The sequence below is a fragment of the Pseudomonas sp. 2957 genome, from assembly GCF_031456345.1.
Lineage (GTDB): Bacteria > Pseudomonadota > Gammaproteobacteria > Pseudomonadales > Pseudomonadaceae > Aquipseudomonas > Aquipseudomonas siliginis.
Genome location: NZ_JAVDUL010000001.1, coordinates 327,930 through 342,524 on the forward strand (window position 1 = coordinate 327,930; position 14,595 = coordinate 342,524).

Sequence of the window (14,595 nt, forward strand, 5' to 3'; positions counted from 1 at the left end):
GGATCTCTATCCACTTCGAATCCGGGTTTTGCCAGCGAACCGCTGATGACGGTTTTGAGATTTTCAGGTGGGTCGACTGGCGGATCACGCCAGCGCGGCCCATACATTCGCAAAACAAAGCCCACGGCACGCCGTGGGCTTTATTGGCAGTCAGTCGGGCAAGGCCTTACTGAGGCGAAACTTCGGTTTTAGGTTTGCCGTTGTGCCACTCGTACACGACAAATTTGAAGTCCTTCAGGTCGCCCTTGTCGTCGAAGCTCAGGTCGCCGGTCGGGGTCTTGAACGAACCGGCGTGGATGGCTTCAGCCACTTTGGTAGCGTCTTCGGACTTGGCCGCCTTGATGCCTTCGGCAATCACGGTCACTGCCGAGTAGGACGGGAACACGAACGGACCGCTCGGATCTTCCTTCTTGGCCTTGAACGCGTCAGCGAGGGCAACGTTGGCCGGATCCTGGTCGAAGGATTTCGGCAGGGTCACCAGCAGGCCTTCGGACGCGTCCTTGGCGATCTGGGTGATCGAGTCGTTACCCACGCCTTCCGGACCCATGAAGCGGGCTTTCAGGCCTTTTTCCTGAGCCTGACGCAGGATCAGACCCAGCTCCGGGTGGTAGCCGCCGTAGTAGACGAAGTCGACGCCGGCTTGCTTGAGCTTGGCGATGATGGCGGAGAAGTCTTTGTCGCCGGCGTTGACGCCTTCGAAGACGGCAACCTTGGTGCCTTTCTTCTCGAGGGTCGATTTCACCGCGGTGGCAATGCCTTCACCGTACTGCTGTTTGTCGTGCAGCACGCCAACCACTTTCGGTTTCACGTGATCGGCGATGTAGTTGCCGGCGGCAGGGCCTTGGGCGCTGTCGAGACCGATGGTGCGGAAGATCATTTTGTAGCCACGGGCGGTGATGTCCGGGCTGGTGGCAGCCGGGGTGATCATGATCACGCCTTCGTCTTCGTAGATGTCCGAAGCGGGCTGAGTGGAGCTGGAGCACAGGTGACCGACCACGAACTTGACGCCGTCGTTGACGACCTTGTTCGCTACCGCTACCGCTTGTTTCGGATCGCAGGCATCGTCGTATTCAACGGCTTCGAGTTTCTTGCCGTCGACGCCGCCCTTGGCGTTGATCTGCTCGATGGCCATCTTCGCGCCACTGAACTGCATGTCGCCGTACTGGGCTACTGGACCGGTTTTAGGACCGGCGATACCGATTTTGATGGTGTCAGCTGCGAACGAATGGCTGGCAACCCCGGCCAGAACCATAGCGGCAAACAGTTTGGAAATCTGCTTAGTAGCCTTAGTCATAGTGCTCCACTCTTACTGTTGTATTTTTTAGAGTTCTGGCGCCGTAGCAGCAGAACCGGGTCAGATATCTTTGCGATACCCTCCGGAAAATGCCCCGGCAACTGTACCGGTACAGTGTAGAGCGCCGCTTGATCAACTGGGAAGCGGGCGCCACGGGGCAAAACTTGGGGGTGTCGCATTTTTGAATGAAAGAGACAGAATTGCGGCGGGGCAATCGGGGGCATATATCCCAAAAGGCAGCATTCCCTGGCGTTCCTGCTCTTTTCGTTCGGTGCAGCGATTTGCAACCGGGTTTTTCTGACGGACCACCGACGTTATCATTCGCGTCGATTTCTTTTCCGGACAGCTCCCATGAATCAAGAACCTAGCACCCTCTATGCCAAGCTGCTTGGTGAAACGGCATCTATTACCTGGAAAGAGCTGGAGCCGTTCTTCGCCAAGGGTGCCCTATTGTGGGTCGACCCTGACCTCGATTTGATCGCCGCCGCCGAGGCCGTGGCCTCGGATGAAGGCGAGAAAGTCGCGGCCTGGCTGGCCGACGACAAGGTCGCCAAGCTGTCTGAAACGCGGGCGCTGGATATTTTCGAACGTGATCCGCAGCTGTGGGCCGTGGTGGTTTCGCCGTGGATTCTGATCCAGGAAAGGGCGGCCGTTTAATTGCCTGCACCCTTTTGGTGCCTCGATTGCCGCACCGCAAGTGTGTAGCGGAGTAGCGTGATAGCACCTTGCCGTGGAGAAATGCCACGCCTCACGGTGACGTAAACGTAACGGGAACAGTTCATGGAGCGGCCTGAGGGTCGCTTAATTGTTTCTGAATGTTCGCAGCGTTGGAGTTTGTCGGTGAAGTCGAGGGCGCCTTCGCGAGCAGGCTCGCTCCCATACTGGAATGCACTTTCCTGTGGGAGCGAGCCTGCTCGCGAATAGGGCGACTCGGTGCTGGATCAGACCGAGTAAGTCTTGCCGGTATGGTTATTCAGCGAAATGACCTTGGTCTTGCCAATCCGGTGGCGGTAGATCTCGCGCAGGTACTTGATCGACTTCTTCACGCAATCGCGTGACAGGCGAATGTCATTGATCGAGACGAACTTGTCCTTGTCGTTGATCAACTCACGGTATTTCTTCTCGTACATCGGTATGATCGCGTACCAGTTGGTATCGAGGATCTTCGCCGGGTTCTCGAATTCGTTGAGCAGGTCGTCGATCCGCTCCTCGTCGAAGTCTTCCTGAATGATGAAGTCGAGAATCGAGTTATCCAGCGTCTCGTCGAAACGGTACGGATTCTTCGCAAAGCAGCGCTTGATGAATGCCACGATCAGTGTGAGGAAGTCGTCCGACAGGCACGGGCTCTTGGCGATCAGGGTGGTCAGCGACAGGTTGGCCGAAGCGCCGATCACCAGCGCATAGCGCTTGAGCGTGGTGTTGGGGAACAGGCTGTTGAGGTGGGTCTTCAACCGGTTCAGATCCATGTACGACAGTTTGTAGTCTTTCGGCAGCGAGACGATCGAGACCACCGACGAGCAATTCTTGAAGAAGTGCAAATCGTGCAGCGCGGCGGCGTCGTAGCCGGAATTCTTGTACTGCTCAAGCGAAGCGCGATAACGCTTGGATTCGATCGGCAGCAGGCTGATGCCTTCGATGGCCTGAGTGACCTTGTTGAAGTGCGGCAGGTCGATCGAACGGAAGAACAGGTCGTCGATGTTCAGGCGCTGCGGCTCTTTATCGAAGACCTTGAACTTGTCGCTGCTCGGCGGCGGAGTTTCCGGGACTACCGATTCGGCGTAGGCAATCGCCACAGGGCCGGCCAGACTCATGAACAGGTCGTTGGCATCCAGGCGGATGGTTTCGCCGATGTCGATGCCGGCGCGGCGGAAGTAGTTCTGGTCGTAGTCGGTGGTGACTGCCTGCGCCGTCAGAATATTGAAGATCTGCTGCGAGATGTACTGGTTGGCATGCTTCTCCATGGCATTGACATCAATGTTCTGGATATTGCCGTCATCGCTTTCTTCGGCGTAACGCATGATGTCGTTGGAGATCAGCATCATCGCGTTCCACGGGCGGATACGCCCCATCACGCTGGCTTCGCTGCTGTCTTCGTTGGCGAAGTTGTAGGAGAAATCCCATTCCTCCGACAGGTATTTGCACAGCAGGCGCCCGGCGTTGATGTGCAGCGCTTCGGACATTTCGCTGCGGTGGTCGGAAATGTTCGGCAGCACGCAGATGCCGCTGGTGAAGATCGGCTCAAAGACAAACGAATGGCCGCTCTTGCCGTCATGCTCGTCCATCGGCTTGGTGTCGAAGGTCTTGTTCATGTACGAGTGCTGCTGCGCCAGACCGAACTCCGAGGCCATGCCCGAACCGGTACCGCCGCCGGCACTGAAGATCGAGAAATACAGTCGCGACTGGTTGGCCTTGATCCCGCAGCTGTCGATCAGGTACGAGTGGATCATTTTCCAGTCAGGGCTGGAGAAGCGCTGAGTGTCCTTGTTGAGGATGATCTTCGCCAGGTACTGGCCGAGGATCGGCGCGTTACCGGCGCCACCGGCGTGGACTTCGGACAAGTCCATGATCTTCATTTTGCTGTAGTCGCGCAGAAAGCCGCTTTTCTCGCCCTTGCGCGAGAAACGGATGCGCCCGGCGATGTCCTTGTCGAGGTCGCCAAGCATCACCAGCGGTTCGACCAGAAACACCGGTTTGGTCGATTTGCTGGTGCCGATGCGCAGGTTGTTCTTGATCCACTGCGCTGGGCTGTAGCCCTTGTCGGCCAGGCGTCGGTCGCTCGGGCGGTCTTCGTTGTTGAATTCGTTGAGGTAGAACTTGCGCGCGTTGTACACCAGCTCCGCCACGTCGAGGGCGATGTTGGAGCCGCAGCGACCGAGGCCGATCAGGCACACCGAGGGAAATTCCTGGTCGTTGTGCTGCTCGTTGTCGCCTTCCTGATGCGCCGGGCGCGGGAATACCGAATCGCGCAGGCCGTCGAGGTTATCGAGGATGCGGTCAGTGTTGGTTTCGGTGAAGTACAGGTATTGCTGGGTCGACAGCGGACGCGAAGGCGGCGTCGGCCTGGATGATGACGCGCTGTTCGCGGCGGGGCTCAGGGTCAGATCGGCTGTTGCACTGGCGGGGTTGTTTTTAGAGGTCATGGTGCGCCATTTACCTGGACTGGGTTGGCCCGCCGAACAGTGCCGGCGAACCTCACGGAATAAGATCTCGCGTCTTGTGTGCGCGAATACGGCCCGGGCGTCGTAGTGCTGGCTGGTCTGATCGCCGGGCGGAATCCTTTCCTGATCGTTGATGAATCGGCCATGATTCGGTGATCTTTAATCGAAAAGAGGCGAAATGATGTCAACGCTACCTTCGTTGGGGTTTGCCGGAATCGGCCTGATGGGCCTGCCCATGTGCCGGCGTCTGCTGGCGGCGGGTTACCCGTTGACGGTGTGGAACCGCAACCCGGACAAGTGCGCACCGCTGGTTGCGGCCGGCGCCCGCCAGGTATCGAGCCCCGCCGAACTGTGCGCGCACGCCGACATCGTCATGCTGTGTCTGGCCGATACCGCCGTGGTGCGTGAAGTGGTGTTTGGCACTGGCGGTATCGCCGAAGGGGCAAAAAACGGCCAGCTATTGGTGGATTTCTCCAGTCTTGAACCGACCGCGACTCGCGAGATGGCCGCAGCGCTGGCCGAGAAAACCGCCATGGGCTGGCTCGATTCACCAGTGTCCGGCGGCGTGGTCGGCGCCGAGGCCGGCAGTCTGGCAATCATGGTCGGTGGTGCAGCGGCAGATCTTGAGCGCGTACGCCCGGTGCTGCTCAGCCTCGGTCAGCGCGTCACGCACATGGGCGGCGTTGGCGCCGGCCAGGTGACCAAGGCCTGCAACCAGATGATCGTCGCGTGCAATGCGCTGGTGATTGCCGAAGTGGTGGCGTTGGCCGAGCAGGCGGGGGTCGATGCCAGTCTGATCGCCGAGGCGCTGGCCGGTGGCTTTGCTGATTCGAAGCCGTTGCAGATCCTTGCCCCGCAAATGGCCGAAAGCCGTTTCGAACCGGTCAAGTGGCACGTGCGCACGCTGCTCAAGGATCTCGACACAGCAGTGAAATTTTCCCGTGAGCAGGGCTCGGCTACGCCAATCAGCGGATTGGCCGCACAATTGATGCGCCTGCATGGGGCGCAAGGCTTTTTAGCGAAGGATCCAGCGACGCTGGTGCAAATGTATCGCGCGCCAGACTCAACGGATTGACCCCCAGGACGGGTTTGCGCTGGTTGATTTCATCGAGCACCGCGCGCAATTCGTCCAGCGGCACCGGGCGGCTGAGCAGATAACCCTGAATGAAGTCGCAGCCCGAACGCTCGAGAAACTCATATTGCTCCAGGCTCTCGACGCCCTCGGTAACCACCTGCAGATGCAGGGTGTGGGCCATGACGATGATCGCCTGGACGATCTCCATGTCCGCCGTGGCGGTGGGGATGTCGAGGATGAACGAGCGGTCGATCTTCAGGGTGTTCAGCGGCAGGCGCTTGAGGTAGGCCAGCGACGAATAGCCGGTGCCGAAATCATCGATCGACAGCGATACACCGAGGGCGCGGATCTGCCGCAGCAGCACCAGAGTGTCGGCGATATTGCCCATCAACGCGTTTTCGGTGACCTCCAGTTCCAGGCGTTCCGGAGCAACGCCTGCTGTGTGCAAGGCGTGCTCGATCTCCTCGGCCAGCTCTTCGCGCGCCAGATTCAGCGGCGAGCAGTTCCAGGCGATTTTCAATTCGGCACAACCATGCCGCGACAGCTCGCCAAGATCCTTGCAGGCGCGGCGCAGCACCCAATTGTCCAGTTCGGCGATCAAACCGTTGTTCTCGGCGATACCTATGAAGCGATCCGGTGTGAGCAAACCGTGAACCGGATGCTGCCAGCGAATCAGCGCCTCGAGCTTGGTCACGCGTCCGGTTTTCACTTCGAAGATCGGCTGGTAGTAGAGCATCAGCGCGTTGTCTTGCCGTAGCGCACTGCGCAGTTCTTCTTCCAGTTGCAGCTCGAAACTGGCGCGGGTCTTCAGGCTGGAATTGAAGAAGTGCAGACCGTTGCGCCCGGCGCCTTTGGATTGGTACAAGGCCAGGTCGGCGTGTTTGAGCAGCTCTTCGCAGGTAGTGCCGTCTTCGGGAAACAGGCTGATGCCGATGCTGGTGGTCATCACCATGCGCCGGCCGGCCAGTTCGATCGGCTCTTTCATCTTGTGCATGATGCGCTGCGCCATACCGCGCGCCTCTTCGCGGTCACGCAGGCTGATGAGGATGCAGAACTCGTCGCCGCCAAAACGCGCGACCACGTCTTCATGGCTGCGCACTGAGCTCTTGATGTGTTGGGCGATGACTTTGAGCAGCGCGTCACCGGCATCATGGCCGAGGCTGTCGTTGATGCGCTTGAAGTGGTCGATGTCGAGAAACATCACCGCGAGCATGCCGCCCTCGCTGGTTTTCTGGCTGAGTTTTTCGGCGAACATCTGGTTGAAACCACGGCGGTTGATCAGATTGGTCAGTGCGTCGTAATTGGCCGCTTGCTGCAGGGACATGCGCGCCTGATCGAGTTGGCTGAGCAAGGCGTTGACCCGGCGCAGGTCGTTTTCCTTGTTCTGCAGCTTCTTGTCGGCGAGGGCGGCGCTGATCGCACTGCCGAGGATCAACAGGATGATCAGCGCCACGGTCAGGCCAAGTTGCAAATGCCCGGTTTCACTGCCGCTCGCTGCCAGGGCACCTTCGGGAAGCACCAGATCCAGCGCAGCCATGCCGGTGAAGTGCATGCTGATGATGCCGGCGCCGAGAATCAGCGCCGCGCTGTACTTGAGCAATTGATGCGCGACGCCGCTGCCTTCGCTGAGATAGCGCGCCACCCACAGCGCGGTGAAGCTGGCGCCGATGGCAATCAGCACCGACAGCGCGAACAGCCCTGGCTGATAGTAGGCGGTGGCGCTCGACTTCATCGCGGCCATGCCGACGTAATGCATGCCAGCGATGCCCAAGCCGATGACACACGCGTCTTCAGGCAATGCAGCGCGCTCGGCTGCACCTCACTGAGGGTGTGCATCGCCAGCCACGAGGCGAGCAGGGCGATCAGTAACGACAAGAGGGTGATGCCGAGGTCGTACTGAATATCGATGGGGGTCTGGAAGGCCAGCATGCCGATGAAGTGCATGGCCCAGATGCCGCCGGCCAGGCAGGTCGCGCCAATCCAGCGCCAGATGCGCCGCGAGCCCGGATCTTCGGCATGCACCAGGCGCTCTGCCATGTCCAGGGTGGCGAAACTCGCCGCGCAGGCGACCAGGTAGGCCACCATCACCAACAAAGGGTTGTGGCTGCAATCGAGGAGAATCTGCCCGCTCGCCGGCAGCTCGGCAACAAACTGCAAACCAAGCCACTCCATAGCATGCCCCGTCTCGGATTCATCTGGCCCGTGCGTCAATCAACGCAGGCGAATGGACGGAGTATAGAGGCGGTTTTCACGCTGCAAGGCGTAGTGGCACATTGGTGGTAATGATTTTGCCATTAGCCTCATAGCGATTTGCGCTAAGGCTCAGGCAATGCGCTCCAGCGGCAGATCATTCCAGTGTGGCGGCAAGGGCGGCAGGCCGTGGGCGGCGCGGGCCTTGTCGCAGTCCGGGTTGTGCTCGCCGTTCTCCCACGACGCCTCGAACTCACGACACGTACTCGAGCGCTTGTCATAGATCGTGCAGGCCACGGCACTGCCGACCTCACCCGCCAGGGACATGCAACGCGCCGGTTTGCGATCGGTGCCGATCATTGCCACCCGGCTCGGGGTGATCTGCGCGACCAGTTCATCGGGCACCGTCCCGCCAGAGGATGAGCACTCACCCCAGAAAAAAGACACGCGAAAATGGGAACAGCAGGCACCGCAATTCAGACACGGACTGGCTTCGGACATGAGCGGGGGTATCAAAGGGATTGATCGGAAGATCCGGACGGATCCGGCGGCCATTCTAGACTTTGCCATGGCGTTGGGAAGGGGGGCGCGAAACTATTTTTTTGTCGCCGGATTTTGCCGCGAAAGCCCCGTATGGCGGGGGATTCCAGAGTTATCAAGGGCTTACGTTTCGTTACAGTGCGATGGGTCGATATCAGGCTGACGAATGATGACAGACAGCCCCCGCGCGGCTGACTAGATTGCAGGTTCCGGGCTCGACGCGCTGGCAGTGAAGCCCTCATAACAATAAAGAGACGGACCCATGCAGAACTCGACCCAAGCGGCGAATGCCTGGCGCATTCTGTTCCTGCTGTTCCTCGCCAACCTGTTCAATTTCTTCGATCGCACCATCCCGGCGATCATCATCGAACCGATCCGCATGGAATGGCACCTCAGCGACTTTCAGCTGGGCATCATCGGCACTGCGTTCACCATCGTTTACGCGATTGCCGGCCTGCCACTCGGGCGCATGGCCGACACCGGTTCACGCAGCAAACTGATGGGCTGGGGCCTGGCCACCTGGAGTGCGCTGACTGCGGTCAACGGTATGGTCGGCAGTTTCTGGAGCTTTTTGATCGTGCGCATGGGCATCGGCATCGGCGAAGCCAGTTACGCACCAGCGGCCAACTCGCTGATCGGCGATCTGTTTCCGGCGCACCGTCGGGCGCGGGCGATGGGTATTTTCATGCTGGGCCTGCCGCTGGGGCTGCTGCTGGCGTTCTTCACCATCGGCGCGATGGTCAAGGCCTTCGACAGCTGGCGCGCGCCGTTCTTCATCGCCGCCGTGCCGGGGCTGATCCTCGCGGTGTTCATGTTCTTCATCAAAGAGCCGAAACGCGGCGCGGCTGAAACCGTGCAGGTCTCGCAAGAGAAAGTCGACAGGCCTATCCGCCGCGTTCTCGCTGTGCCGACCTTCCTGTGGCTGGTGATGGCCGGGCTGTGCTTCAACTTCGCGACCTATGCCTGCAACTCGTTTCTGGTGCCGATGCTGCAACGCTATTTCCTCATGCCGTTGCAGGAGGCGGCGGTGGCAACTGGTCTCATCGTTGGCGTGACGGGATTGGTCGGGCTGACCCTTGGCGGCTGGATCGCCGACAAGATCCATCAGCGTTTCGCCAGTGGGCGGCTGTTGTTCGCCGCGTTCAGTCTGATCATTTCGACGTTGTGCACAGCCTGGGCGCTGCATGCTGGGCGCATTGAGATCGGCGTGTTCGTCGCGGTGTTCAGCGTTGGCTGGCTGTTCGCTTACAACTTCTATACCTGCGTGTACACGGCGATTCAGGACGTCGTCGAACCGCGCCTGCGGGCCACGGCGATGGCGTTGTTCTTCGCCGGTCTGTATCTGCTCGGCGGCGGGTTGGGGCCGGTGGTCGTGGGTGGTCTGTCGGATCACTTCGCGCACACGGCGATGCTGGCGGCAGGGGCTGAGCAGATGACCGAAGCGTTCAAGGCTGTCGGCCTGCACGACGCGATGTACCTGATCCCGGTAGCGCTGTTCCTGACCATGGTCTTTCTGTTTCTGGCATCGCGGTGTTTTGTTCGCGATGCACAGCGGATGAAGGAGGGGTTGGTGGCTGTGGTTGAGCCTGAAATTTCTGCGGCGACTGCCTGACCGTTTTCGCGAGCAGGCTCGCTCCCACATGATCGTTCCCACGCAGAGCGTGGGAATGATCGGCCCGCATCACTGCGGGCCTCTTGGTTTTCAGCGGTGAAGCGGGGCGGTTAACCCGCCACCAACACCCGAATCGCTTCCAGGCGCAGCGCCGCTTTGTCGAGCATCGCCAGACCTTGCTCACGCTGAGTGCGCAACGCCTCCAGTTCGCTGTCGCGCACGGTCGGATTGACCGCCTGCAACGCGGTCAGGCGCGCCAGTTCTTCGTCGGTGTCGGCGGCCAGACGGCGGCGCGCTTCGGCCACACGTTCGGCGTGACGCGGGGCGATCTTTTCTTCGCCGGCATTGATCCGTGGCGTCAACTGATCGCGTTGAGCCTGGATGAATTTGTTGGCGCTGGCGCGGGGCACGCTTTCCAGCTGATCGTTGAGGGTTTCGAACGACACCCGGGGCGACAAGTCGTTGCCATTGGCATCGAGCAGGCAACGCAGCGCCGCCGGTGGCAGGTAGCGACCCAGTTGCAGCGAGCGCGGTGCGACCACTTCGCTGACGTAGAGCAATTCCAGCAACACGGTGCCTGGTTTCAGCGCCTTGTTCTTGATCAGCGCGACGGCGGTGTTGCCCATCGAACCGGACAGCACCAGATCCATGCCGCCCTGCACCATCGGGTGTTCCCAGGTGATGAACTGCATGTCTTCGCGCGACAGCGCCTGGTTGCGGTCGTAAGTGATGGTCACGCCTTCGTCGTCGCCCAGCGGGAAACTGGCGTCGAGCATCTTCTCGCTCGGCTTGAGGATCAGGGCGTTTTCCGAATGGTCTTCGCTGTCGATGCCGAACGCGTCGAACAGGGTTTCCATGTAGATCGGCAGGGCGAACTGATCGTCCTGCTCGAGAATCGCCTCGACCAGCGCTTCACCTTCGCCAGCGCCGCCGGAGTTCAGTTCCAGCAGACGGTCGCGGCCGGTGTGCAGCTCGGCTTCGAGACGCTCACGCTCGGCGCGTGCTTCGTCGATCAGCGCTTGCCACTCGCCGTCATCGGCTTCTTCGAGCAGCGGCAGCAGGCGTGGGCCGAACTGATGCTGCAAGGCGTTGCCGGTCGGGCAGGTGTTGAGGAAGGCGTTGAGCGCTTCGTGGTACCACTGGAACAGGCGCTCTTGCGGGCTGGTTTCCAGGTACGGCACGTGCAGTTCGATGATGTGCTTCTGGCCGATCCGGTCGAGACGGCCGATGCGCTGCTCGAGCAGGTCCGGGTGCGACGGCAGATCGAACAGCACCAGATGGTGAGCGAACTGGAAGTTGCGACCTTCACTGCCGATTTCCGAGCAGATCAGCACTTGCGCGCCGAACTCTTCATCAGCGAAGTAGGCGGCGGCGCGGTCACGCTCAAGGATGTTCATGCCTTCGTGGAACACCGTGGCCGGGATGCCGGAACGCACGCGCAACGCGTCTTCCAGGTCCATCGCGGTTTCGGCGTGGGCGCAGATCACCAGCACCTTGGTGCGCTTGAGCATTTTCAGCTGATCGATCAGCCACTCGACGCGCGGATCGAATTTCCACCAGCGCTCTTCTTCACTGGCTTCCGGCTGGGCCTGGAAGCTGACTTCCGGGTACAGCTCGGCATGTTCGCCCAGCGGCAGTTCGAGGTATTCGTCCGGGCACGGCAACGGGTACGGATGCAGTTTGCGCTCCGGGAAACCCTGCACGGCCGCGCGGGTATTACGGAACAGCACGCGACCGGTGCCGTGGCGATCGAGCAGCTCACGGACGAGGCGGGCGCTGGCTTCAGTGTCGCCATCGTTGACGGCGGTGAGCAGGGCTTCACCTTCGTTGCCGAGGAAACCGTGAATGGTCTTGTGCGCTTCGGCCGAGAGACGGCCCTTGTCGAGCAGTTCCTGCACGGCTTCGGCGACCGGGCGATAGTTGTCGCTCTCGGCGCGGAACGCGGCCAGGTCGTGGAAACGATTCGGGTCGAGCAGGCGCAGACGGGCGAAGTGGCTGTCCTGACCGAGTTGTTCCGGGGTGGCGGTGAGCAGCAGCACGCCGGGAATCACTTCGGCCAGTTGCTCGACCAGCGAATATTCCGCGCTGGCCTTGTCTTCATGCCAGACCAGGTGATGCGCTTCGTCCACCACCATCAGGTCCCAACCGGCAGCGAACAAGGCGTCCTGCGCCTTCTCGTCGTCGACCAGCCACTCCAGCGCGACCAGCGCCAGTTGCGTGTCTTCGAACGGGTTGGTGGCATCGCTTTCGATAAAGCGTTCTTCGTCGAACAGCGCGACCTGCAGATTGAAACGGCGGCGCATCTCCACCAGCCACTGATGCTGGAGGTTTTCCGGGACCAGAATCAGCACGCGATTGGCGCGGCCCGAGAGCAGTTGGCGATGGATCACCAGACCGGCCTCGATGGTTTTACCCAGACCTACTTCGTCCGCCAGCAATACGCGCGGGGCGATACGGTCGGCGACTTCGCGGGCGATGTGCAGCTGGTGCGCGATCGGTTGCGCACGCACGCCACCCAGGCCCCACAGCGAGGACTGCAACTGGCGGCTGGTGTGTTCAAGGGTGTTGTAGCGCAGGGAGAACCACGGCAGCGGGTCGATCTGTCCGGCGAACAGGCGGTCGCTGGCCAGACGGAACTGAATGAAGTTCGACAGCTGGGTTTCCGGCAGGGTGACGACTTCGTTCTGCCCGTTGAGGCCGTGATAGACCATCAGCCCGTCGACGTCGTCGACCTGCTGCACGGTCATCTTCCAGCCTTCGAAATGGGTGATGGAGTCGCCCGGCGAGAACCGCACGCGGGTCAGGGGCGCATTCCGTAGCGCGTACTGGCGGGTTTCGCCAGTGGCCGGGTAAAGCACGGTCAGCAAGCGGCCGTCCTGTGCCAGAACGGTGCCTAAACCAAGCTCTGCTTCGCTGTCACTGATCCAGCGTTGCCCCGGTTGATACTGCTGCGCCATGCTGCCTGACTCCCACCTTGAAAAAGCGGGCTATCTTAACGGAATGAGGGCTTCAGGGCCAAAGATTACTGGCGTAGGAGCTGCCGAAGGCTGCGATCTTTTGATCTGTGGGAACACTTGGGTTTTGCGTTGTCCCATGAAAGATCGCAGCCTGCGGCAGCTCCTTCGGGTGCGAGGTGCATCACACAATTACGACAGGCGGCTCAAGGCGCCTGCACCCCAGCCGATAGCCTGCAGACAGGAGACCTTTATATGTTGCCACCGATGCTCCCCTTGAGCGCCGTGCCGATCACTTCCCAGCAGGATCCGATCCGACAGCGGCCGGACATCCCGCCGGTGGTGCCGGTGCAGGAAAGCTCCAACGAAAGCACGATCGATCTGCAGAAGCGTGATCCGGAAGAGGATCGTCTGCTGGCGCGAGAAGAACAGCGCCGCCAACAGGAACGTGACCGCCGACGTCGCGAGGCCGATGAGGATCCGGAAGAGCATCTGGCCGTGCCGGGCACTGAGCTCAATGCCGATAACACCGTGCCGGTGGTGCCGCTGATAGACGATCAGCCGCGTCAGGGCTTGTGGGTCGATATCGAGATTTGAACAGTGACTGGTCAGCGCCTGCGCCAGGCGGCATGATTGGCGCAATCCTGTCGGTGACGGCAGCTGTGATCTCTTCTGCGATGTGCCGGACGCCATGAGCCAAGACGACAAACTGATCGACCTCAGCACTGAACGCGCCAAGCGAGTGCATGACCTCAACGAAAAGCGCCTGAACGAAGTGCGCCAGGCTTTCGAGCAGGCGATGCCGTTGGGAAAGCCAAGAAAAAGTCGAAGAACAAACCGAAAAAGCGTTGATCTCCCGCTGCATTGGTTGATGCAGATCAGTTATTTCCCCTCCTTTATTTCCCTTCGTTGCGGATATTGATCCTGATCAATATGTGCGCCTGTGTGTTTGTTAATTTGAGTCCATCGCAGCAAAGCAAAGCAAAGCAGGGCCGGGAGGTCAGTCATGTTTTTCGATAACGTGGTGTTTGCCGGGGTTCTCACGGTGGGGCTCATGGTGCTGTTTTTTGCAGGGTTTGGATTTTTTATCTGGAAGGATGCGCATAAGCGGCGCAAGTGAGTTCTTCTGGATTGATGGGCACGCAAGGCATTTTGGGGCGACTTCGGTTGCCCCTTTTTTTTTGTGCCTTGGCGGCCTTGGCGGCCTTGGCGGCCTTTGGGCCGACCAGGCTGTTGGGGGTTTGGGTGAATATCCGTTGCTTCGGTAGCGGCTGCTGGCGGTTTCGCCTGACGGCGACTTACTTTTTTACAAGCGCCTAAAAAAGTAAGCAAAAAACGCTAGCTCCTGCGTTCGGCCCTCGCAGGCTCGGCTCCCTTCGCTCCGGGACTGATCCGGGCGCAGCGGCTCCGGTTTGCTTCGCTGCACCTCCTTCCGCTGTGTCTGGCTGCGCCAGACGGTCGCTGCGCTCCCACGCCCGGATCAATCCCTCCACTCAGCCTTCCGACGTCGCCCGTAGATCAAAAGCACTCGAGCTTGCGCTCATTGTTGAGTGGTTAGAAGCGTCGCATGGCTTGAGATTTTCGGTGGATTCGCCCCTCACCCCAGCCCTCTCCCGAGGGAGAGGGAGCCGATTTTTGCGGTGTTCAAAACCTGCATTCGACTCGGTATCGCAAGTCGGCGTGTTTCGCCCAAACACCTCGGTCAGTCCCCTCTCCCTCTGGGAGAGGGCTAGGGTGAGGGGCTCTTGATCTGGCTTTGGCTTTTGCTTTTG

General features: G+C 60.3%; 10 protein-coding genes and 1 pseudogene. 6 read left to right on the top strand and 5 right to left on the bottom strand.

Annotated features, from left to right (window positions below):
* Positions 1-166 precede the first annotated feature (166 nt).
* Positions 167-1,294 (bottom strand): branched-chain amino acid ABC transporter substrate-binding protein, encoded by a 1,128-nt coding sequence (locus tag J2Y39_RS01515; protein ID WP_016771354.1) that lies wholly within the window; start codon positions 1,292-1,294, stop codon positions 167-169.
* A gap of 351 nt (positions 1,295-1,645) precedes the next feature.
* On the opposite strand from J2Y39_RS01515, the gene J2Y39_RS01520 reads away from it, so the two are divergent.
* The gene (locus J2Y39_RS01520) at positions 1,646-1,951 is read left to right on the top strand and encodes a DUF2288 domain-containing protein (RefSeq protein WP_016771353.1); all 306 of its coding nucleotides are present in this window, start codon (positions 1,646-1,648) and stop codon (positions 1,949-1,951) included.
* A gap of 284 nt (positions 1,952-2,235) precedes the next feature.
* Here the strand turns inward: J2Y39_RS01520 and J2Y39_RS01525 are convergent, their stop codons facing one another.
* The gene (locus J2Y39_RS01525; RefSeq protein ID WP_310214644.1) at positions 2,236-4,434 is read right to left on the bottom strand and encodes a hypothetical protein; all 2,199 of its coding nucleotides are present in this window, start codon (positions 4,432-4,434) and stop codon (positions 2,236-2,238) included.
* Positions 4,435-4,630: 196 nt separating this feature from the next.
* Here J2Y39_RS01525 and J2Y39_RS01530 point away from each other — a divergent pair, with 196 nt between their 5' ends.
* The gene (locus J2Y39_RS01530; RefSeq protein ID WP_310214647.1) at positions 4,631-5,527 is read left to right on the top strand and encodes an NAD(P)-dependent oxidoreductase; all 897 of its coding nucleotides are present in this window, start codon (positions 4,631-4,633) and stop codon (positions 5,525-5,527) included.
* Here J2Y39_RS01530 and J2Y39_RS01535 read toward each other — a convergent pair.
* Together J2Y39_RS01535 and J2Y39_RS01540 are read right to left on the bottom strand one after the other, a co-directional pair.
* Positions 5,418-7,699: pseudogene (locus tag J2Y39_RS01535) on the bottom strand (putative bifunctional diguanylate cyclase/phosphodiesterase). The gene J2Y39_RS01530 and the pseudogene J2Y39_RS01535 overlap by 110 nt on opposite strands.
* Positions 7,700-7,849: 150 nt before the next feature.
* The gene (locus tag J2Y39_RS01540) at positions 7,850-8,218 is read right to left on the bottom strand and encodes a YkgJ family cysteine cluster protein (RefSeq protein ID WP_024011928.1); all 369 of its coding nucleotides are present in this window, start codon (positions 8,216-8,218) and stop codon (positions 7,850-7,852) included.
* Positions 8,219-8,519: 301 nt separating this feature from the next.
* On the opposite strand from J2Y39_RS01540, the gene J2Y39_RS01545 reads away from it, so the two are divergent.
* The gene (locus J2Y39_RS01545) at positions 8,520-9,869 is read left to right on the top strand and encodes an MFS transporter (RefSeq protein ID WP_056783397.1); all 1,350 of its coding nucleotides are present in this window, start codon (positions 8,520-8,522) and stop codon (positions 9,867-9,869) included.
* Positions 9,870-9,979: 110 nt separating this feature from the next.
* On the opposite strand, the gene rapA is transcribed toward J2Y39_RS01545, so the two are convergent.
* Positions 9,980-12,826, bottom strand: a complete 2,847-nt coding sequence (rapA, locus tag J2Y39_RS01550) for an RNA polymerase-associated protein RapA (RefSeq protein ID WP_041478023.1) — start codon at positions 12,824-12,826, stop codon at positions 9,980-9,982.
* A 252-nt stretch (positions 12,827-13,078) separates the two neighbouring features.
* Between rapA and J2Y39_RS01555 the strand changes: the two genes are divergently transcribed.
* The 3 genes from J2Y39_RS01555 to ccoM all read left to right on the top strand — a co-directional run bounded on the left by J2Y39_RS01555 (position 13,079) and on the right by ccoM (position 13,943).
* The gene (locus J2Y39_RS01555) at positions 13,079-13,420 is read left to right on the top strand and encodes a hypothetical protein (protein WP_024011931.1); all 342 of its coding nucleotides are present in this window, start codon (positions 13,079-13,081) and stop codon (positions 13,418-13,420) included.
* Positions 13,421-13,514: 94 nt separating this feature from the next.
* Positions 13,515-13,745 (top strand): hypothetical protein, encoded by a 231-nt coding sequence (locus J2Y39_RS01560; RefSeq protein ID WP_310215818.1) that lies wholly within the window; start codon positions 13,515-13,517, stop codon positions 13,743-13,745.
* A gap of 84 nt (positions 13,746-13,829) precedes the next feature.
* Positions 13,830-13,943, top strand: a complete 114-nt coding sequence (ccoM, locus tag J2Y39_RS01565) for a cytochrome c oxidase subunit CcoM (RefSeq protein WP_016771346.1) — start codon at positions 13,830-13,832, stop codon at positions 13,941-13,943.
* The last annotated feature ends 652 nt before the right edge of the window (positions 13,944-14,595 follow it).

Excerpts from the sequence above, each read along its gene's own strand:
- J2Y39_RS01530 (WP_310214647.1), top strand. The coding sequence starts at position 4,631 with ATGATGTCAACGCTACCTTCGTTGGGGTTTGCCGGAATCGGCCTGATG.
- J2Y39_RS01520 (WP_016771353.1), top strand. The coding sequence starts at position 1,646 with ATGAATCAAGAACCTAGCACCCTCTATGCCAAGCTGCTTGGTGAAACG.
- J2Y39_RS01555 (WP_024011931.1), top strand. The coding sequence starts at position 13,079 with ATGTTGCCACCGATGCTCCCCTTGAGCGCCGTGCCGATCACTTCCCAG.
- rapA (WP_041478023.1), bottom strand. The coding sequence starts at position 12,826 with ATGGCGCAGCAGTATCAACCGGGGCAACGCTGGATCAGTGACAGCGAA.
- J2Y39_RS01560 (WP_310215818.1), top strand. The coding sequence starts at position 13,515 with ATGAGCCAAGACGACAAACTGATCGACCTCAGCACTGAACGCGCCAAG.
- J2Y39_RS01545 (WP_056783397.1), top strand. The coding sequence starts at position 8,520 with ATGCAGAACTCGACCCAAGCGGCGAATGCCTGGCGCATTCTGTTCCTG.
- J2Y39_RS01540 (WP_024011928.1), bottom strand. The coding sequence starts at position 8,218 with ATGTCCGAAGCCAGTCCGTGTCTGAATTGCGGTGCCTGCTGTTCCCAT.
- J2Y39_RS01525 (WP_310214644.1), bottom strand. The coding sequence starts at position 4,434 with ATGACCTCTAAAAACAACCCCGCCAGTGCAACAGCCGATCTGACCCTG.
- ccoM (WP_016771346.1), top strand. The coding sequence starts at position 13,830 with ATGTTTTTCGATAACGTGGTGTTTGCCGGGGTTCTCACGGTGGGGCTC.
- J2Y39_RS01515 (WP_016771354.1), bottom strand. The coding sequence starts at position 1,294 with ATGACTAAGGCTACTAAGCAGATTTCCAAACTGTTTGCCGCTATGGTT.